Raw genomic sequence first — 19,560 nt, 5'->3', positions numbered from 1 at the left:
AGGAACGTCTCAGAGAGTTCTTCCGCTCCGTATGGGAGCCTCACAGACGTCTCTCAGGCCGATACCCGAACGTAATGCGTGACAGAGAGTCACGCAGGAGGGGATCGGCCATGACCGAGAGAGTGCTGCGCAGGCAACAGGGGGAGCAGGGGGCGGCCGCGAAGGTCCGCCGGGGGACCCGGCGCACGGCGGCCCTGGCGGCGGCGGGGGTGTTCGCCCTGGTCGGCACCATGCAGTCGGACGCCGACACGACCGCCGGCAGCGGCACCGGTACGAAGACATCGAGCACCAGCTCCAACTCAAGCTCCGGCAAGGACGGTTCCTCGTCCAGCTCTTCGAGCGACTCAAGCTCCTCGAAGTCCTCCGACTCGTCCTCGAGCTCCTCCTCGGACCTCCAGTCCTCCTCCGACGGTCTCACCTCGGGCAGCGGATCGAGCTCCACCGACTCCACCTCGGGGGCGTCATGGCCGCCCTCGTCCCGCGCAGGAAGGCCGCCGCCGAGTGGCGTGCCCTCGGCACCGCCCCTGGCCGTGCCCGGCCCCCAGGGCACCGCCCGCGCCGGCATTTCCCGCTGGGCGGGCCTGGTCGAGGGCCGAGGCGCCTGCCACCACCCCGACGGCACGGTCCTCTGGTCCGCAGCGCGCTGACGACGTTCACGACCGAACTGGACGCCCACGCCCACGGGGCGTGCACCGCGACCGACCACGCACCCCTGCTGCCCGTCCCCACCGAGCGGATCTGACATGGACCAGCACATCGACATCGCCTTGACGTCCTGCCAGGGCCACGGCCTGTGCGCAGAGCTGCTCCCCGAGCACATCGCCCTTGACGAATGGGGCTACCCCGTCGTCGACGGCAAGCCCGTCCCACCCCGCGCAAGAAAACGAGCCCGGAGGGCAGCGGCGGACTGCCCGGTCCTGGCCTTGAAACTGAGGGAAGGGTGATTCCCCAGGGGCGCGGGGCTGTATTGATGTGCGGCTCCGCCGCGAGGGCGCGACCAGCCACGACGGGCCGGTAGCCCGGCGACGACCGAAGTCCCCGAACCGGCCGTCTAAAGCCACCCCGCGAATTCCAGCAACAGTTCGGCATCCTTCGGCCGCCCCACGCGAAGCGCCCGCACCCCCGACTCCACCGCCCGAAACAACGTCCACCCCCGCAACCGCTCCTGATCCACCTCGAGCGACTCCGCGAGCCGCCTGATCCGCCGCCGGGTGATCGCCGCCCCCGACGGCGAGGCGATCAGGTCCTCCACCCGATCCCGCACCAGCCGCGCCAGATCGAACGCACACTCCCCGACCACCGGATCCGGCCCCACCGCCAGCCACGGCAGCCGCTCCCCGGCCAGCACCTTGCTCTGCCGAAACGTTCCATGCAGCAACTGCCGCTCAGGCGGCGCGGTCAGCAGCTCGTCCCGGGCCACGAGCGCCGCGTCGACCAGCGGCGTCACCTCAAGGCCGGCGGACGCCCGCATCGCCGTGGCCTGTCGGCCCGTCCGTTCCGCCACCGTCTCGAAGACCGGCCCCTGGGGCGGGTCGACCCACAACCGCCGCAGCGTCGCCGCCGCCTCCAGCAACGCCTTAGCCTCGGGCAGCGACCGCACCGACACCTCCGGATGCAGCCGCTCCAGCAGCAGCACCCCGTCGGCCGCATCCGCGTCCAGCAGCCGTACGGCACCCAGGCCGCCCCAGTGCGCCAGCGCGGCGGCCTCGCTCTCCGGCCGGGCCCGCCGCGGCGCCAGCTTCAGCACCGCCGGTGTCCCGTCCGCCCGCCGCACCAGCAGGACGACGCTGCTGCGTCCGCCCGGCACCTGCACCCGCTCCACGGTCAACTCGCGTAGCGCGACGGCCTGTTCCAGCGCGCGCGGCAGCTGCTCCAGCCACTCGTCAGCGTCCGGCGCCGTCTCACCGAGCGCCTTCACCAGGCGCCGCGGCGGTTCGAAAGCCATACGCGAGTCGTTCCTTTCCTGATCTAGGGAGTCGCCGAAGGCGAGGCCGAGGCACCGGCCCGGCCCAGCGGCGCGTCCCGCTCGGCGAGCCCAGGGAAGGCTACGCTCTGCCCGCTCCACCGCACCGCCCGCACCGCGGCCTCCCGCAGCGCCCCGGCCGCCGACCCGCGCCGCTCGCCGGAGGATGCCCGGACCAGGTCGGAGTACACGTCGGCCACCCGCTCCTCCAGATCGGCGGCGAGCCGCAGGGCCGTCGCCGAATCGGTGACGGCGAACGGCAGCGCGTACGCCGCGCTCGCGGCGACGGGCGCGGCGCCCAGGTCCCGCACCTCGCGGGCCAGCGCGTCCCGGCGGGCCCGGTGCGCGTCGTACGCCGAGCGGGCCTCGGCCAGCCGCTGCGCCCCGATCCGGCCGCCGACCACGCCGTACCCGTAGACCGCCGCGTGCTCGGCCGCCAGTGCCGCCTGGAGCGCCTTGAGCACCCCGGACTCGGCCTCGTCGCTCACTTGCCACCCTCCGTCAGCAGGTACGCGTGCGCGGATCCGGCCGCCGCCACCCCGGCCAGCAGCCGCGCCAGTTCGCCGGGCACGTCCAGCAGTGCCTTGGCCCGCCGGTCGGCGAGGCCGCGCTCGGCGGCGGCGAGCGCGGCGAGCGCGGACTTCTCGTCGGCCGGGACCGTCGGGGAGGCCGACGCGGACGCCGTGGCCGAAGCCGGGGCCGCCGCGCCCTCCGTGAAGGCCGCCACATGTGCCGCCACCTGTGCCCGCAGCGGTCGCAGCCGCTCCGCGAGCCCGGGGTGGGCGGCGAGGACGGCGTCGTACTGCCCAAGCAGCCCCTCGCTGTCCCGGGCCGCACGCGCGCGTGCCCGCGCGGCTACGGACGTGCCGCCGCCGCTGCCGGCGGAGTCGGGGCCGGCGGAGCAGCCCGCCAGCATGGCGGCCGACGCCGCCGAGACGATCAGGCTCCTTCTGCGTACTCCCCTAGGGGTACGCGACGGCGGGGGGAACGGCACGGCAGACGTCCTCGGGGAGCTGGATACGAAGAAACGCGAAAGGAATGGGGCACGGGACGGACCCGCCGGTGATCACCGTACCCGCGCACCTGTCCGAAGCCACTCATCGGCACCGTCCGTACCCGGGTGGACGGCAACACTCTCTGCGACCGGATACCCTTTGACCAGACACGCGACCCATCCCACAACAGCACACGCGGCCGAGGAGTCACCCGGATGAGCACGACCCAGAGCGAGAGGCTGCGAGAGCTCCTGGAACCGCTCGTCACCGCCCAGAGCCTGGATCTCGAAGAGATCGCCGTGGACTCCGTCGGACGCAAGCGGGTACTGCGCGTGGTCGTCGACTCGGACACCGGGGCCGACCTGGACCAGATCGCCGATGTGAGCCGTGAGCTCTCGGCGAGGCTCGACGAGAGCGACGCGATGGGCGAGGGCGAGTACACCCTCGAGGTCGGCACCCCGGGCGCGGAGCGCGCCCTCACCGAACACCGGCACTACACGCGTGCCGTGGACCGCCTGGTGCGGTTCCAGCTGGCCGAGGGCGGGGAACTGGTCGCCAGAATCCTGGACGTCGACGACGAGGGCGTCGACCTCGAAGTGCCCGGCGTGAAGGGCCGCAAGGCCACCTCCCGCAGACTCGCCTTCGCCCAGATCGACAAGGCCCGCGTGCAGGTCGAGTTCAACCGCAAGGACAAGAAGGACATGAAGGAAGAGGAGGAGGCGTAGCCGTGGACATCGACATGAGCGCCCTGCGGGGCTTGGTTCGGGAGAAGGAGATCTCCTTCGACCTGCTGGTCGAGGCGATCGAGTCGGCCCTCCTCATCGCGTACCACCGCACCGAGGGAAGCCGCCGCCACGCACGCGTGGTGCTCGACCGGAACACCGGGCACGTGACCGTGTGGGCGAAGGAGGACCCCGAGGACCTGGAGGAGGGGCAGGAGCCACGCGAGTTCGACGACACCCCGTCGGACTTCGGGCGGATCGCCGCCACCACCGCCAAGCAGGTCATCCTGCAGCGGCTCCGCGACGCCGAGGACGACGCCACGCTCGGCGAGTACGCCGGCCGGGAGGGCGACATCGTCACCGGCGTGGTCCAGCAGGGCCGTGACCCGAAGAACGTGCTCGTCGACATCGGCAAGCTGGAGGCCATCCTGCCGGTGCAGGAGCAGGTCCCCGGCGAGACCTATCCGCACGGGATGCGGCTGCGCTCGTACGTCGTCAGGGTGGCCAAGGGCGTCCGCGGACCCTCCGTCACGCTGTCCCGCACACACCCGAACCTGGTGAAGAAGCTCTTCGCCCTGGAGGTGCCGGAGATCGCCGACGGCTCCGTCGAGATCGCCGCCATCGCCCGCGAGGCCGGTCACCGGACGAAGATCGCGGTCCGCTCCACCCGTTCGGGCCTGAACGCCAAGGGCGCCTGCATCGGCCCCATGGGCGGCCGTGTCCGCAACGTCATGGGCGAGCTGAACGGCGAGAAGATCGATATCGTCGACTGGTCGGACGACCCGGCCGAGATGGTGGCGAACGCGCTGTCGCCGGCCCGGGTCTCCAAGGTGGAGGTCGTGGACCTGGCGGCCCGGTCGGCCCGGGTGACCGTGCCCGACTACCAGCTGTCACTGGCGATCGGCAAAGAGGGACAGAACGCCCGTCTCGCCGCCCGGCTCACCGGCTGGCGGATCGACATCCGACCGGATACCGAACAGGTGTCCGAGTAAATCACTCTCGCCCTCGCCCCGGATCACTCTCGCGCTCGTCGGGGGTTCACCCGGGCGGGGGGAATAGTTCCAAGCCGCAGGTCGCTTGGATTACGACAACAGCCGTTCGATCTTTGCCCCGAAGGGGTGAGGTCGCTACGGGGAGGTAGACTTAGGAGTGTCTGGCCGGACGCGTGCCCGCGCATGCCCTGAGCGCACCTGTGTGGGGTGCAGGCAGCGAGCGGCCAAGACCGAACTGCTGCGGATCGTGGCGGTCGAGGACGAATGTGTCCCCGATCCTCGCGGTACGCTGCCCGGCCGGGGTGCATACGTACACCCCGTCCAGGTCTGTCTGGACCAGGCGGTGCGCCGCCGGGCACTCCCGAGGGCGCTCCGCGTCCCGGGTCCGCTGGACGTAAAGGCGTTGCGCCCCCACGTCGAGCAGTAACACCGTAAGAAGCGTCGTACGGAACGTCCGTGCGGCTCTGGTACCCCGCGAGTTGGAAGTAGGTCGAGATTGCGATGAGCACTCGATGAGCACGCGATGAGTACGCCCATGAAGTAGCGACGGTCCGGACACACCCGGACCTAAAAGGAGCGAAGTGGCTAAGGTCCGGGTATACGAACTCGCCAAGGAGTTCGGGGTTGAGAGCAAGGCCGTCATGGCCAAGCTCCAGGAACTCGGTGAATTCGTCCGTTCGGCGTCCTCGACGATCGAGGCGCCCGTTGTACGCAAGCTGACTGACGCCTTCCAGGGCGGTGGCAACGGCAAGTCCGCCGGCAAGCCCGCCCCGCGCAAGGCTGCCCCCAGGCCCGCCGCGCCCTCTCCGGCGCAGGCGGCACGTCCGGGTGCCCCCAAGCCGGGCGCCCCGCGTCCGGCCGCCCCGCAGCCGCCGGCCCCTGCGGCGCCCGCCCCCGCGGCTCCGGCCTCGGCCTCGGAGGCGCCCTCGGCTCCGGCTCCGGTCACCCCCGCGCCGGCCGCCTCCGGCCCGCGTCCGGGCCCGAAGCCCGCACCGCGTCCGGCTCCGGCCGCGCCCGAGTTCACGGCCCCGCCGGCGCCTCCGGCCGCCCCGCAGCAGCCGAGCCCGGCCGCCGCACAGGGCCCGCGTCCCGGTGGTGCACCTCGTCCGAACCAGGGCGCCCCGCGCCCCGGCGGTCGTCCCGCCCCCGGTCAGGGCCAGGCCCGTCCGGGTCAGGGCGGCCAGCGTCCCGAGCGCGCCCCCCGTCCGGGCGGTGCCCGTCCGGCCGGTCCGCGTCCGGGCAACAACCCCTTCACCTCCGGTGGCTCCACCGGCATGGCCCGCCCGCAGGCCCCGCGCCCGCAGGGCGGCGGCGCGCGTCCCGGCCCCGGCGGTCCCGGCGGTGCCCCCCGTCCGCAGGCGTCCGGCGCCCAGGGCGGCGGTCCGCGTCCCCAGGCTCCCGGCGGTTCCCGTCCGAGCCCGTCCGGCATGCCCCGTCCGCAGGGCGGTCCGCGTCCCGGCGGCGGTTCGGCGGGTCCGCGTCCCAACCCCGGCATGATGCCGCAGCGTCCCGCTGCCGGCCCGCGTCCCGGCCCCGGTGGGGGCGGCGGCGGTCGCGGTCCCGGCGGTGCGGGTCGTCCCGGCGGCGGCGCCGGTCGTCCCGGAGGCGGCGGCTTCGCCGGTCGTCCCGGAGGCGGCGGCGGTGGCGCCCGTCCGGGCGGTGGCGGCGGCTTCGCCGGTCGTCCGGCCGGTCCCGGCGGTGGCGGCGGCTTCGGCGGCGGTCCCGGTGCTGGTGGCGGCGGCGGTCGTCCCGGCTTCGGCGGTCGTCCGGGCGGTCCCGGCGGCCGTGGTGGCACGCAGGGTGCCTTCGGCCGTCCCGGCGGTCCGGCGCGCCGTGGTCGCAAGTCGAAGCGGCAGCGTCGCCAGGAGTACGAGGCCATGCAGGCCCCGAGCGTCGGCGGCGTGATGCTGCCGCGCGGCAACGGCGAGACCATCCGTCTCTCCCGCGGCGCGTCGCTCACCGACTTCGCGGAGAAGATCAACGCCAACCCGGCGTCCCTCGTCGCGGTCATGATGAACCTCGGCGAGATGGTCACGGCCACGCAGTCCGTCTCCGACGCGACCCTTGAGGTCCTCGCCGGCGAGATGAACTACACGGTCCAGATCGTCAGCCCCGAGGAGGAGGACCGCGAGCTGCTCGAGTCCTTCGACATCGAGTTCGGCGAGGACGAGGGCGACGAGGACGACCTGGTGGTCCGTCCGCCGGTCGTCACCGTCATGGGTCACGTCGACCACGGTAAGACCCGACTGCTCGACGCCATCCGCAAGACGAACGTCATCGCGGGCGAGGCCGGCGGCATCACCCAGCACATCGGTGCCTACCAGGTCTCCACCGAGGTCAACGACGAAGAGCGCAAGATCACCTTCATCGACACCCCGGGTCACGAGGCGTTCACCGCCATGCGTGCCCGTGGTGCGAAGTCGACCGACATCGCGATCCTGGTCGTCGCGGCCAACGACGGTGTCATGCCGCAGACGGTCGAGGCGCTCAACCACGCCAAGGCGGCCGATGTCCCGATCGTCGTCGCGGTCAACAAGATCGACGTCGAGGGCGCCGACCCGACCAAGGTGCGCGGTCAGCTCACCGAGTACGGGCTGGTGGCCGAGGAGTACGGCGGCGACACGATGTTCGTCGACATCTCCGCCAAGCAGGGTCTGCACATCGACTCCCTGCTGGAGGCCGTGATCCTGACGGCCGACGCCTCGCTCGACCTGCGGGCCAACCCGAACCAGGACGCGCAGGGCATCTCGATCGAGTCCCGCCTCGACCGCGGCCGCGGTGCCGTGGCGACGGTCCTCGTGCAGCGAGGCACCCTGCGGGTCGGCGACACGATGGTCGTGGGCGATGCCTACGGTCGCGTCCGCGCCATGCTCGACGACAACGGCAACAACGTCGCCGAGGCCGGACCCGCGACGCCGGTCCAGGTCCTGGGTCTGACCAACGTCCCGGGGGCGGGCGACAACTTCCTGGTGGTCGACGAGGACCGTACGGCCCGTCAGATCGCCGAGAAGCGTGCCGCCCGTGAGCGCAACGCCGCGTTCGCCAAGCGCACGCGCCGCGTCTCCCTCGAGGACCTGGACAAGGTGCTCAAGGCCGGCGAGGTCCAGCAGCTCAACCTCATCATCAAGGGTGACGCTTCTGGTTCCGTCGAGGCTCTCGAGTCCTCCCTGCTCCAGCTGGACGTCGGCGAAGAGGTCGACATCCGCGTCCTGCACCGCGGCGTCGGTGCGGTCACGGAGTCGGACATCGACCTGGCGATGGGCTCGGACGCCATCGTGATCGGCTTCAACGTCCGCGCGGCAGGCCGCGCGGCGCAGATGGCCGAGCGCGAGGGCGTGGACGTCCGCTACTACTCGGTCATCTACCAGGCGATCGAGGAGATCGAGGCGGCCCTCAAGGGCATGCTCAAGCCGGAGTACGAAGAGGTCGAGCTCGGTACGGCGGAGATCCGCGAGGTCTTCAAGTCGTCCAAGCTGGGCAACATCGCGGGTGTTCTCATCCGCTCCGGCGAGGTCAAGCGCAACACCAAGGCGCGCCTGGTCCGCGATGGCAAGGTCATCGCGGAGAACCTCAACATCGATGGTCTGCGCCGCTTCAAGGACGACGTCACCGAGATCCGCGAAGGCTTCGAGGGCGGTATCAACCTCGGAAACTTCAACGACATCAAGATCGACGACGTCATCGCGACGTACGAGATGCGCGAGAAGCCGCGGGTGTAAGCCAACGGTTGGTGCTGGCCGACGGGACTTCGGTTCCGTCGGCCAGCACTTTTCCCGCCCGTCCGCGGCCGGGAAAGTCGGTCGAGCCCCCGGCGGGGACGGGGTACCGTTCCTGACAGGGCCATCGATCCCGTACCGGCGGGTGAACCGGTTACATACATGTACGTGGGGACTCTGTCCTTCGACCTCCTCCTGGGCGACATCCACTCGCTGAAGGAGAAACGCTCCGTCGTCCGCCCGATCGTCGCCGAACTCCAGCGGAAGTTCGCCGTGAGCGCGGCCGAGGTGGACCACATGGACCTCCACCGCAGGGCCGGTATCGGCCTTGCCCTGGTCTCCGGCGACGCCGCGCACCTGACCGACGTACTCGATCGGTGCGAACGGCTGGTCGCCGCCCGCCCCGAGGTGGAGCTGCTGTCCGTCCGACGGCGCTTCCACGGCGACGACGACTAGACCTGAGAACGACAAAGAAGAAAGAACGGGAGACGGACCAGTGGCCGACAACGCGCGTGCCAAGAGGCTGGCGGACCTCATCCGAGAGGTGGTGGCCCAGAAGCTGCAGCGCGGGATCAAGGACCCGCGGCTCGGCACCCACGTCACCATCACGGACACCCGGGTCACGGGTGACCTCAGGGAGGCGACCGTCTTCTACACGGTGTACGGCGACGACGAGGAGCGGGCCGCGGCCGCCGCGGGCCTGGAGAGCGCCAAGGGCGTGCTCCGCTCGGCGGTCGGCGCGGCGGCGGGCGTGAAGTTCACGCCGACCCTGACCTTCGTCGCGGACGCCCTCCCCGACACCGCCAAGACCATCGAGGACCTCCTCGACAAGGCACGGCAGTCCGACGCGAAGGTCCGCGAGGTCTCCGCGGGCGCCGCCTTCGCCGGTGACGCGGACCCGTACAGGAAGCCGGGTTCCGAGGACGAGGCCGACGAGACGGACGACGCCACCGAATGACCAGCAAGCCCACCCCGCCCGACGGCCTTGTCATCGTCGACAAGCCGTCGGGCTTCACCTCGCACGACGTCGTCGCCAAGATGCGGGGCATCGCCCGCACCAGGCGCGTCGGGCACGCCGGCACCCTCGACCCGATGGCCACGGGCGTCCTCGTCCTCGGCATCGAGCGGGCGACCAAGCTCCTCGGGCATCTCGCCCTCACCGAGAAGGAGTACCTGGGGACCGTCCGCCTCGGGCAGAACACGCTCACGGACGACGCCGAGGGCGAGATCACCTCGTCCACCGACGCCTCCAAGGTCACCCGCGAGGCCGTCGACACCGGCATCGCCAAGCTGACCGGCTCCATCATGCAGGTGCCGTCCAAGGTCAGCGCCATCAAGATCGACGGCGTACGGTCGTACAAGCGTGCCCGGTCGGGCGAGGACTTCGAGATCCCGGCCCGGCCGGTGACCGTCTCGTCGTTCACGGTGTACGACGTCCGGGACGCCGTCGCCGAGGACGGCACCGCCGTGCTCGACCTGGTCGTCTCGGTCGTCTGCTCCTCCGGCACCTACATCCGCGCCCTCGCCCGCGACCTGGGCGCCGACCTGGGCGTCGGCGGCCATCTCACCGCGCTGCGCCGGACCCGCGTCGGACCGTACAAGCTGGACTCGGCGCGCACCCTCGACCAGCTCCAGCAGGAGCTGACCGTGATGCCGATCGCCGAGGCGGCCGGAGCCGCGTTCCCGCGCTGGGACGTCGACGCCAGACGGGCCGGGCTGCTCACCAACGGGGTGCGGATCGACATGCCCGAGCAGTACGCCGGCGCCGGTCCCGTCGCCGTGTTCGATCCCGGCGGGCGCTTCCTCGTGCTCGTCGAGGAGCAGAAGGGCAAGGCCAAGAGCCTCGCCGTGTTCGGCTGAGCCACCCGGTGTGCCCGTGGAGCGGCGACCACGGGGTCTGTCGCCGCCACCGCTCCACGGTCCCCCCTCGGTTCCCCCACCCCTAGGGTGTATCCACCCGTCCCTGGCTATTCACCCGACCGAGCAGGCGCTCGGAGTGAACCGGGGGAGCGGAGGGGGGCGCGTTCGCCACCCGCTCTGTCCCGCTGATCATTTCGCGCCTAGCGTCTCAGACAAGGGCACGGATGTACGGTCAGGGAGGTTCGATCATGGCGGGACGGGGCCCGCGGACCGGGAGCGGTCGCCGCACGGCGGACGGTACGCGGGAGACGCGGCAGGACACCTGGCCGGTACTCGACGACCGGCTGGTCCGGGTACGCGACCTCGCCGGCCGCCCACGCGGCACCGGCTTCCTCGCCGACCACCACGGCACGCTCGTCACCAGCCACGAGGCCGTCGACGGGCTCGCCCGGATCGCGCTGCACGCCGCCGGGGACCGCACCTGCGTGGTCGACGCGGACGCGGTCACCCCGCTGCCCGCCCACGACCTGGCCCTGATCCGCACCGAGGGCCTCTGCGTGGACCCGCTGCCGATCACGGTACGGGAGCGGATCCCGACCGGAACCTACGTCCGGATCGCCGCCGACCGCTGGCGCGAGGCCCGGGTGCTGGCCGCGACCCCGGTGACGTACACCGCCACCGACCGCTTCCATCTCCTCGACGACGCCCTGGAGTTGGCGATCGGCACGGCCGGCCGGGACGCCCTGCGCCTCGGCGGCGGGGCGGCCGGCGGCCCGGTCCTTGACGCGGAGACCGGCGCGGTCCTCGGCGTCCTGGGCACAGCCCTTCAGTCCGGCCAACGAGACGTGGGCTTCGCCGTCTCTCTCCACCATCCGGACAGCGCCCCCCTGGCCGACCTGCTCACCCGCAACGCCGCGACCGTCCCGGCGTACGGCACCGACCTCAACCTCGCGGGCATCCTGGAACTGACAGCCACATCGGTAGGCCAGGACGGCCCCCCGGGCGCCCTGGCCGGCTACATCGGCCGCAAAGCCCCCCGCACTGGGGCGCCCCAAAGGGGCGCGGGGAACTGCGCGACCAGCCCCCACGCACCCGCAGCCCCACTCTCACCTGCCGCGGCACTCTCCGCGGAATCCACCGACCCCGTGCAACCGGTCGAACGATCGGCAACCTCAAACGAGCTGTCGACCTTCGCCGAAGGCACCGGCACCGGCACCGTCCTGGCCCTCGTCGGCGCACCCGGCACCGGCCGCACCACCGAACTCGCCGCCCTCGCCGCCCGCCGCAACCGCGAGGCGCACCCCGCCCCCACCCTCTGGCTCCGCGGCGCCGACCTCAAGGACGCCGACGACTCGCTGGCCGACGCGGCCCGCCGCTCCCTGGAGCGCGCGGTCCGGATCGTCGCCGCCTCCCGCTCCCAACTCCCGGGCGACCTGGGCGAACTCACCGTGGAACGACTGGCCCGGCTGGCCACCCGGGCCGGGCGCCCCCTCCTCCTCCTGCTGGACGGCCCGGAGGAGATGCCACCGGTCCTCGCCCACCGGCTCTCCGCCTGGACCGCGGGTACCGCCGAGTGGCTGCGTGACACCGGCGCCCGGCTTCTCGTCGCCTGCCGCGATGAGTACTGGGAGCGGGCCGGCACCGAGTTCCCGCCCGAACTGCTGCACCGGGGCACCGGTGACCCCTCCTGCGTCCGGCTGACCGACCTCACCCCCGACGAGGCGCGCCGCGCTCGCTCCCGTTACGGCGTGCCCGACGGCGCCCTCACCGACCGCGACGCCCGCCACCCCCTCGCCCTGCGCCTGCTCTCCGAGGTCCGCGCCGCCCTCCCGGACGCCCCCGCCGACGGCCCGATCGACCGGCACGACGTCTTCGCCGCCTACCTGGACCTGATGTGCCTGCGTATCGCGGTCCGGCTGGCCGCCGAGAACGGCCTGCGCGGTACGGCCGTACGACGGCTCGCCGCCCGCGTCTCCGGCCAGGTGCACGAGGCCGCCCGGCGCAGCCTGGGGCCCGGCCAGGGGGACCTGGACCGGGAGTCGTTCGAGGCGGTGTTCCCCTGGGGGCCCGTCCCGGCCCACCTCGGCGGCGGCTCGGGCTGGGCCTCCGCCGTGCTCACCGAGGGCCTGCTGGTCCCGGCGGGCGATGGCTACCGCTTCGCCCACGAGGAGCTGGCCGACTGGATCCAGGGCATGCACCTGGACCTGGACGAGGCTCTGCATGCCCTCGTCCACCGCGCCCGGACCCCCGAGACCGCCCACCCCCTGCCCGTCCCGCACCACCGGGTCGGCCCCGTCGTCCAGGCCCTGCTGCTCCTCGACCGTCAGTACGGACCACCCCAACTCGCCCCACGGTTGAACGAGTTGGCGCATGCCCTCGACCTCGACCCCGCCTCCTGGTGGGCCGCGCGGCTGCTCACCCAGACCCTGCTCCGGCTGCCCGACGCCACGCCGTACACCGGGGTGCTGCGGCTGCTCGCCGACCGTGTGGTGGGCAGGCAACGCACCGCGCCCACCGAGTTCGGGCCGGACTTCTGGACCGCGCTCGCCCTGCCCGACGCCGAACGGTTCGAACTGCTGCGGAGGCTCGTGCTCGCGGACGAGCCGCTGCCGGAGACCGCGGGCGTCGGGCGGTTCGGGGCCCGGCCCACGGCGGAGGAGGCCGAGGGCACGGTCCCGCGCCACCTGGACGCCGTCGCCCGGCTGCTCGCCGCCGACCCCACCGCCGTACAGCCGTATCTCACCCGGTGGTTCGACGACGAGCGGCCGTTGCCTGCGATGCCGCACGCCACCGTGGCGACCGCGGCGCAGGCGCTGCTGCACACCCACCGGCACCGGGCGCTGGACGATCTGACCGAGGTACTGGTCGACGCCGCGCACCGGCGGGGCGACGAACTGCTCGCCGTGCTCGCCGAGGACGAGCCGTCCGCGGTGTGCCGGGCCGTCGACCGCTGGGCGCACGACGAGCGCCCGGCCCGCCGGGTGGCCGCCGTGGCCTATGGGCTGCGCGCCGCCCCGCACGTACGCAGCGAGCCCGACCGGGAACTGCTCCGCTACGCCGCGCTCGCCCTGCTCGCCCGCCCCGCCGACTGCACCCTGCACGGCGGCGCCCTCGCCCTGCTGGTCCGCGACCCGCGGACCCGGGCCCGCCATCTCCCTCAGGCCCTAAGCCACTTCGCCACCGGTGACCCACAGCTCCCGCCGAGCGCCCTGGTCCCCGCCCTGGCCACCCACCCCGACGACGTCCTGGAGGCCTTCCGTGCCCGGCTGCGCGGGCCGGGCGCCGGGCAGGTGCTGCGCGCCCTCGCCGACGTCACCACCCCGGCCCTCGCCCACCGGGTCACCGAGCTGGTCCTTGAGGCCGTCGAACTGCGGCCGGAAACGGCGGGTCAGGTGGCCGGGTTCGTCGAGCGCCGTCTCGACCAGGGCGCCGGGGCCCGTGCCGTCCTGCTGCCGCTGGTCACCGGACTGCTCCACGGCGGCCCCGAGCCGGTACGGGCGGCCCTCGCGACCGTACTGGGCGCGGTCGGCACCCCCGCCTCGCGACCGCTGCGCCGGGAACTCCTGGAGTTCCTGCTCGCCCACGAGCGGGACCCGGGCGTCCTCGACGCGCTGCTGCACGCGGCCGCCGTGCAGCGCGAGGACGACGGTGACCAGATGCGTGAGCTGGTCAGGCGCACCGGGTTGCTGCTGGTCCGCACCCCGGACGGGGCGACCCGATTCGACCGCGGACTGGTCGACCTGGGCCGGCACGTGCCCGGATTCGCCGCCCTGATGGCCCGCTGGCTCAGCGACACCCCGGAGGAATGGGCCGCGGTGGTGGGGCCGAGCACCCGGCGGATGCTCGGGAACCTGGCCGGTGTCCGGGTGCCCGCATGAGGCGATGGAGGCGTGCGCCAGATCACAGCGACCGTGCCGGTGTGAGACGGGTCCGGCAAACATGGCACCCTTAGACCTGCGTAAGACGGACAACGGACACAGGTTCGAGGAGCGGTCACAGTGCAGCGCTGGCGTGGCTTGGAGGACATCCCCGAGGACTGGGGGCGCAGCGTCGTCACCATCGGTTCTTACGACGGGGTGCACCGCGGTCACCAGCTGATCATCCGGCATGCCGTGGACCGAGCCCGTGAGCTGGGCATTCCGGCCGTCGTCGTCACCTTCGACCCGCACCCCAGCGAGGTCGTCCGCCCCGGCAGCCACCCGCCGCTGCTCGCCCCGCACCACACCCGCGCCGAGCTGATGGCGGAGCTGGGCGTGGACGCGGTGCTGATCCTGCCCTTCACCACCGAGTTCTCGCGGCTGTCGCCGGCCGAGTTCGTGGTCAAGGTGCTGGTCGACAAGCTGCACGCCAAGGCCGTCGTCGAGGGCCCCAACTTCCGCTTCGGCCACAAGGCCGCGGGCAACGTCGAGTTCCTCGCCGAGCAGGGCAAGGTCTACGACTTCGAGGTCGAGGTCGTCGACCTGTTCGTGCGCGGCGAGGCGGGCGGCGGCGAGCCGTTCTCCTCGACCCTGACCCGGCGTCTGGTCGCCGCGGGCGACATGGCGGGCGCCCGCGAGATCCTGGGCCGCCCGCACCGGGTGGAGGGCGTGGTCGTACGCGGCGCCCAGCGCGGCCGTGAGCTGGGCTTCCCCACCGCCAACGTGGAGACCCTGCCGCACACCGCCATCCCCGCCGACGGCGTCTACGCCGGCTATCTGCACGCCCAGGGCGAGGTGATGCCGGCGGCGATCTCCGTCGGCACCAACCCGCAGTTCGACGGCACCGAGCGCACGGTGGAGGCGTACGCCATCGACCGCGTCGGCCTTGACCTGTACGGCCTGCATGTCGCCGTCGACTTCCTGGCCTACGTCCGTGGCCAGGCCAAGTTCGAGTCGCTCGACGCGCTGCTGGAGCAGATGGCCGACGACGTCAAACGCTGCCGGGAACTGGTGGCGGCCGAGAACGCCTGACCAGAGGGTTCAGCCAGAGGATTCGTCCAAACGCCGAAGGGCGGCCGGTGCGGTGAGGCACCGGCCGCCCTTCGGCGTTTCGGCTACTGCTGCGGCTGCTGGGGCGGCTGCGGCGGTTCCTGGGGCCGGGGCGGCTGCTGCGGGAAGCCATAGCCGCCGGGCTGCTGGGCCGGGGGAGCGGGGGGCTGGGCGCCGGGCTGCGGGTAGCCGTAGCCCGGCTGAGGCTGCGCCTGCGGGGGATACGGCTGTCCTGGCTGCTGCGGGTACGGCTGCTGCGGGTACGGCTGTCCCGGTGCGTACGGCTGCTGCTGGCCCGGAGCCGGCGGCGGGGCGTACTGCCGGCCCGGCAGCGGCTGACCCGGCATCGGCGGGGCGGCGACCGGCGGCGGGTTGCCGTCGCTGGTCCACAGACCGTGCATCTGCTGGTGTCGTACGAAGTCCTCGGCGACCATCGCCGCGAGGTTGAAGTACGCCTCGCGCACCTTCGGCCGCATCATGTCGAGGTCGACCTCGGCACCGGCGGAGAGATGCTCGTCGAAGGGGACGACCACGACACCCCGGCAGCGCGTCTCGAAGTGCGCCACGATGTCCTCGACCTTGATCATCTTTCCGGTCTCCCGGACTCCGGAGATCACGGTGATCGACCTCGACACGAGGTCGGCGTACCCGTGCGCGGACAGCCAGTCCAGCGTCGTACTGGCGCTGCTCGCACCGTCCACCGACGGCGTCGAGATGATGATCAGCTGGTCGGCGAGGTCGAGCACACCGCGCATGGCGCTGTAGAGCAGACCGGTGCCGGAGTCGGTGAGGATGACCGGGTACTGCTTGCCCAGCACGTCGATCGCGCGCCGGTAGTCCTCGTCGTTGAACGTGGTCGAGACGGCCGGGTCGACGTCGTTGGCGATGATCTCCAGGCCGGACGGGGCCTGCGAGGTGAACCGCCGGATGTCCATGTAGGAGTTGAGGTACGGGATCGCCTGGACCAGGTCACGGATGGTGGCGCCGGTCTCGCGGCGGACCCGGCGGCCGAGCGTGCCGGCGTCCGGGTTGGCGTCGATGGCGAGGATCTTGTCCTGGCGTTCGGTGGCGAGGGTGGAGCCGAGCGCGGTGGTCGTGGTGGTCTTGCCGACACCGCCCTTGAGGCTGATCACCGCTATCCGGTAGCAGGACAGCACGGGCGTGCGGATCAGCTCCAACTTCCGCTGCCGCTCGGCCTCCTCCTTCTTCCCGCCGATCTTGAACCGGGAGGACGCGGCGGTGGGCCGGCCGCTCTTCGCCTTCTGCCTCTTGTTGTTGAGCAGCCGGTCGGACGACAGCTCCACGGCCGCGGTGTAACCCAGCGGCGCGGCACCGGGGTTGGTCATCTGCCGCTGGTCGTGCTGCATGGGCTGCGGCCAGGCGGCACCGACACGCGGGTCGACCGGGGGCTGGGGGGCCTGCGGCGCACGCGGGTCCTGCTGCTCGGGGTGCGGGGCCGGAACGGGGGGCCGGGCGGGCTGGGCTGCGCGCGGGTCCTGGGGAGCCTGCGGGAAGCCGTAACCGCCCGGCGCGGGCGCCTGGGGCACGGGGGCGCCGGGGTAGCCGTAACCGCCCTGGGCGTCGGGGGCGGCGGGCTGTGGCTGTGCGGTGGGGGGAGCCGGGGGTGCCGGGGGCTGGGGGAAGCCGTAGGCGCCCGGTGCCGGCTGCGGCGGGACGGGGGCGCCAGGCTGCTGGGCCGGAGGCTGGTTCCAGGCGGCCGGCGCGGGCTGCGGTGCCTGCGGATGGAACGTCGGCTGTTGCCCGGGCACGTCGGCGGGCCCCTGCGGGGGCGCCGGCTGGGGCTGCGGCTGACCGGGCGCCGGCTGGGCCGGCCACTGGGCGGCTGGTGCGGGGGCCGCGGGCTGGTAGGACGGCGGCAACGGGGGCACTGCGGCCGGTGGCGTCGGCGGGGGAGCCCAGGCGGTGGGCACGGCGGCCTCGGGAGCCGGGGGCGCGTCCTCGGGCTCGACGGTGCCCTCGGGGGCTACGGCGTCATCGGGGCCGCCGCTCTCGCCGTCGTCGTCGCCGTCGTCGGTGTCGGGGAAAGCGTCCTGGGGCTCGTCCTCCTCGGTGTCGTCCACCGGGTCGGCTTCCTGGGCAGGTTCGTCCGTCTCGGCCGTACCGCTGGAATCGGCGTCGTCGAGGGGGGCCTCGTCCTCGTGGTCCGAGTCGTCCTTGGCACCGGAGTCAACCAGCAGCGCGACGACGTCGGCCGCCTTCTGCTTCTCCTCGTCGGCTTCGTAGGCTTCGCCCTCGCCCTCGTCCGCGTCCGCGTCCTCGTCCTCGTCCTCGGTAAGGCTCTGCTCGGCGGCCTCGGCCATGTCACGCTTCAGCGCGACGGCGGAGAACCGCATCGTCGCCCCGCTCTCCAGGTCACCGTTCTCCGGCTCGGCCTCCGGCGCCGGTTCTTCGGCGGCAGGCCGCTGCGGCTCGAATCCGACCGGCAGCTTCGGCACGGCGGCCGCACTGTCGGCAGGCGGTGCGGCAGGGGTGAACGGCACGGCGGCCGGCGCCGGCGGTGCGGCCGGTGCCCCCGCGTCCGCGCTCGGCGCCGGTGGCGTGAACGGCGCACCCGGCGTGGTGGTGGGCGGCGGAGTGAAGGGCGCACCCGGAGTCGAGGTGGGCGGCGGCGTGAAGGGCGCCCCGGGCGTCGCCGTCGGCGGCGGCGTGAAAGGCGCTCCCGGCGTCGCCGTGGGCGCGGGAGTGAACGGCGCTCCGGGCGTTGACGTGGGCGGCGGCGTGAACGGCGCCCCGGGCGTCGCAGCAGGCGCGGACGCGGACGGGGCACCCGGCGTCGAAGCAGGCGGCGTGAAGGGTGCACCCGCCGTGGTGGTGGGCGGCGTGAAGGGGGCACCCGGCGTGGTGGTGGGCGGCGGCGTGAAAGGCGCCCCGGGAGACGAGGTGGGCGGCGGTGTGAACGCGACCCCGGGACCCGGCGTCCCGCTCCCCTGCTGGGCATGCGGAGGGGGAGTCAGCCCAGGAATCGGCGTCCCCGGTGGAAACGGTGAACGGGGCTGCGCGGCAGGCGTCGTACCGGAACCGGAGCCCGGAGTCCCCGTCCCACCGGCCGCGCCGGACTGGTCGCCGGCACCCGGGGCACCCGAACCCGGAGCCGTCCCCGGCCCGCCGGGTCCGTCGGCCGGTCCCGCGCCGCCCGCCGCGTTCTGCGTGTACCAGGCGGGCGGCGCGTAGTCGATGGTGAACTCGCCCGTCATCTCGTTGACGGACTCCGCATCGGGCTGGTCTTCGCCGGGTGTGGCCCAGCCCCCGCGGATCCCGTCCCGATCGCTGCTCACAGTTCCTCCTGGTGTGGTCGAGCACCCTCATGCCGTGCCGGCGCGACGACCATGTCGTGTCGTTCTCAGCATCCGTATTCGTTTGAGGTAGTCCGATCCACCGGCTCTCCCCCTCGGGACACCGACGCCTTGTTCACGGTCCTGACGTCGCGCCCCCCTCCCAGCCTAATCACCAGGAGCCGGACCTCGGCAGGCCCGTCGGTCTCAATACGGAAGTCCACCTGGTCACACCCTGCCCGGAACTCCCGTGCAGAGCTTTCGTATTGCCTAACAATCGATGAACAAAACGGGCAAGAACCGTCAGTTCGGGCACCAGTTGACCGATGCGGGACCGTGAACCATGTCCATGATGCCCTGGTGACGGCCGGATAGGGCGAGCGTGTGTTCGCGAGAGCACAGTTGAACCGGCCCTGGAAACGGGGACATTGCGCGCGGGTACCACAGGGGGCGGCTTCGGCCCACCTTCATCCATCTACACCCAGTCCACGCTGACCGCCGACGGTGAGCGCAGAAAGCGGCGCGGACGTCTTTCCGGCGCGGTCGCGGCCGCCGTGGCCGTCGTGCTGGTCGTGGGCGGCGCGCTGGTGATGTCCTCGTCCGGGCCGGGGACTGCGGTCTGGACGACGTGTCGTCGACGCCGGGTACTACTTTGGCGCCGACGATCCTGGTGCCGGCGCCCTTGGCCAGGACCTTGCCGGTGGCCCAGGTGCCCCTCCGACTGGACGGTCACCTCTGCGCCCCCAGCGGACACGTCACCGTCGACGGCCGTACCGCGGTCTTGGTGCAGCCGAGCGAACGCAAGGGCACCAAGGACGCCGGCATCTGCGACTCTTCGCCGGCGGAGGCGCGCTGCTCGCGCTGGAGAGCTGCGGAGCGGCACCCGACACCACCCAGCTCGGCGACCCGACGCACTCGGACCTCGTGGTGGAACAGGGCAGGGTCTTCTTCGCGAAGCAGGAAGCGCAGGGGAGAGCTGAGCCCGGTTGTGGGCTCCTGCACTGCCGTGTCGGCCCGCTGCTGGCCCAGTTCACCGACGAGAAGAGGTTCAC

The 19,560-nt window shown here is 72.8% G+C and carries 16 protein-coding genes; 11 read left to right on the top strand and 5 right to left on the bottom strand.

The window, feature by feature from the left end; translation table 11 throughout:
- The first annotated feature begins 110 nt into the window (after window positions 1-110).
- Window positions 111-647 carry a hypothetical protein gene (locus ABTY98_RS37465; RefSeq protein WP_352225606.1) on the top strand — a complete coding sequence of 179 codons (537 nt, stop codon included), beginning with the start codon at window positions 111-113 and terminating at the stop codon, window positions 645-647.
- 96 nt (window positions 648-743) lie between these two features.
- Entirely contained in the window at window positions 744-944 is a 201-nt protein-coding gene (locus tag ABTY98_RS37460) for a ferredoxin (RefSeq protein ID WP_352225605.1), read from the top strand.
- Window positions 945-1,051: 107 nt separating this feature from the next.
- On the opposite strand, the gene ABTY98_RS37455 is transcribed toward ABTY98_RS37460, so the two are convergent.
- Genes ABTY98_RS37455 through ABTY98_RS37445 form a run of 3 tightly spaced genes read right to left on the bottom strand, consistent with a single transcriptional unit; the run spans window position 1,052 to window position 2,957 of the window.
- Window positions 1,052-1,945 (bottom strand): aminoglycoside phosphotransferase family protein, encoded by an 894-nt coding sequence (locus tag ABTY98_RS37455; RefSeq protein ID WP_352225604.1) that lies wholly within the window; start codon window positions 1,943-1,945, stop codon window positions 1,052-1,054.
- A 23-nt stretch (window positions 1,946-1,968) separates the two neighbouring features.
- Entirely contained in the window at window positions 1,969-2,451 is a 483-nt protein-coding gene (locus ABTY98_RS37450) for a ferritin-like domain-containing protein (protein WP_352225603.1), read from the bottom strand.
- Window positions 2,448-2,957 (bottom strand): hypothetical protein, encoded by a 510-nt coding sequence (locus ABTY98_RS37445; RefSeq protein ID WP_352225602.1) that lies wholly within the window; start codon window positions 2,955-2,957, stop codon window positions 2,448-2,450. The genes ABTY98_RS37450 and ABTY98_RS37445 overlap by 4 nt, the downstream gene beginning before the upstream one ends.
- A 216-nt stretch (window positions 2,958-3,173) precedes the next feature.
- Between ABTY98_RS37445 and rimP the strand changes: the two genes are divergently transcribed.
- The 9 genes from rimP to ABTY98_RS37400 all read left to right on the top strand — a co-directional run bounded on the left by rimP (window position 3,174) and on the right by ABTY98_RS37400 (window position 15,197).
- Window positions 3,174-3,683 (top strand): ribosome maturation factor RimP, encoded by a 510-nt coding sequence (gene rimP / locus ABTY98_RS37440; protein ID WP_352225601.1) that lies wholly within the window; start codon window positions 3,174-3,176, stop codon window positions 3,681-3,683.
- Between the two features lie 2 nt (window positions 3,684-3,685).
- Window positions 3,686-4,672, top strand: a complete 987-nt coding sequence (gene nusA / locus ABTY98_RS37435) for a transcription termination factor NusA (protein ID WP_352225600.1) — start codon at window positions 3,686-3,688, stop codon at window positions 4,670-4,672.
- Between the two features lie 157 nt (window positions 4,673-4,829).
- Entirely contained in the window at window positions 4,830-5,099 is a 270-nt protein-coding gene (locus ABTY98_RS37430; protein ID WP_352225599.1) for a YlxR family protein, read from the top strand.
- A 154-nt stretch (window positions 5,100-5,253) separates the two neighbouring features.
- Window positions 5,254-8,391 (top strand): translation initiation factor IF-2, encoded by a 3,138-nt coding sequence (infB, locus tag ABTY98_RS37425; RefSeq protein ID WP_352225598.1) that lies wholly within the window; start codon window positions 5,254-5,256, stop codon window positions 8,389-8,391.
- Window positions 8,392-8,550: 159 nt separating this feature from the next.
- Window positions 8,551-8,844, top strand: a complete 294-nt coding sequence (locus tag ABTY98_RS37420) for a DUF503 domain-containing protein (protein ID WP_352225597.1) — start codon at window positions 8,551-8,553, stop codon at window positions 8,842-8,844.
- 40 nt (window positions 8,845-8,884) lie between these two features.
- Complete coding sequence (rbfA, locus tag ABTY98_RS37415) at window positions 8,885-9,346, top strand: 30S ribosome-binding factor RbfA (RefSeq protein ID WP_352225596.1); 462 nt, start codon at window positions 8,885-8,887, stop codon at window positions 9,344-9,346.
- Window positions 9,343-10,248, top strand: a complete 906-nt coding sequence (gene truB, locus ABTY98_RS37410) for a tRNA pseudouridine(55) synthase TruB (RefSeq protein WP_352225595.1) — start codon at window positions 9,343-9,345, stop codon at window positions 10,246-10,248. Before rbfA ends, truB begins: the two co-directional genes overlap by 4 nt.
- A 248-nt stretch (window positions 10,249-10,496) precedes the next feature.
- Window positions 10,497-14,126 (top strand): trypsin-like peptidase domain-containing protein, encoded by a 3,630-nt coding sequence (locus ABTY98_RS37405; RefSeq protein ID WP_352225594.1) that lies wholly within the window; start codon window positions 10,497-10,499, stop codon window positions 14,124-14,126.
- 120 nt (window positions 14,127-14,246) lie between these two features.
- Window positions 14,247-15,197 (top strand): bifunctional riboflavin kinase/FAD synthetase, encoded by a 951-nt coding sequence (locus tag ABTY98_RS37400; protein WP_352225593.1) that lies wholly within the window; start codon window positions 14,247-14,249, stop codon window positions 15,195-15,197.
- Between the two features lie 83 nt (window positions 15,198-15,280).
- Here the strand turns inward: ABTY98_RS37400 and ABTY98_RS37395 are convergent, their stop codons facing one another.
- On the bottom strand, window positions 15,281-18,511 hold the full coding sequence (locus tag ABTY98_RS37395) for an SCO5717 family growth-regulating ATPase (protein WP_352225592.1): 3,231 nt from the start codon (window positions 18,509-18,511) through the stop codon (window positions 15,281-15,283).
- A gap of 726 nt (window positions 18,512-19,237) precedes the next feature.
- Window positions 19,238-19,560: hypothetical protein (locus tag ABTY98_RS37390; RefSeq protein WP_352225591.1), on the bottom strand; the 323-nt coding region annotated here is incomplete at its 5' end.

Origin of the sequence: Streptomyces sp. NPDC096040 (genome assembly GCF_040303265.1) — a bacterium.
GTDB lineage: Bacteria > Actinomycetota > Actinomycetes > Streptomycetales > Streptomycetaceae > Streptomyces.
Note: the sequence above shows the minus strand (reverse complement) of the source record. Positions and strands in the feature narration are given on the sequence as shown.

Bases quoted from the DNA above. Each gene is read 5' to 3' on its own strand.
- ABTY98_RS37465 (WP_352225606.1), top strand. From the start codon at position 111: ATGACCGAGAGAGTGCTGCGCAGGCAACAGGGGGAGCAGGGGGCGGCC.
- truB (WP_352225595.1), top strand. From the start codon at position 9,343: ATGACCAGCAAGCCCACCCCGCCCGACGGCCTTGTCATCGTCGACAAG.
- rimP (WP_352225601.1), top strand. From the start codon at position 3,174: ATGAGCACGACCCAGAGCGAGAGGCTGCGAGAGCTCCTGGAACCGCTC.
- ABTY98_RS37455 (WP_352225604.1), bottom strand. From the start codon at position 1,945: ATGGCTTTCGAACCGCCGCGGCGCCTGGTGAAGGCGCTCGGTGAGACG.
- ABTY98_RS37420 (WP_352225597.1), top strand. From the start codon at position 8,551: ATGTACGTGGGGACTCTGTCCTTCGACCTCCTCCTGGGCGACATCCAC.
- ABTY98_RS37405 (WP_352225594.1), top strand. From the start codon at position 10,497: ATGGCGGGACGGGGCCCGCGGACCGGGAGCGGTCGCCGCACGGCGGAC.
- ABTY98_RS37460 (WP_352225605.1), top strand. From the start codon at position 744: ATGGACCAGCACATCGACATCGCCTTGACGTCCTGCCAGGGCCACGGC.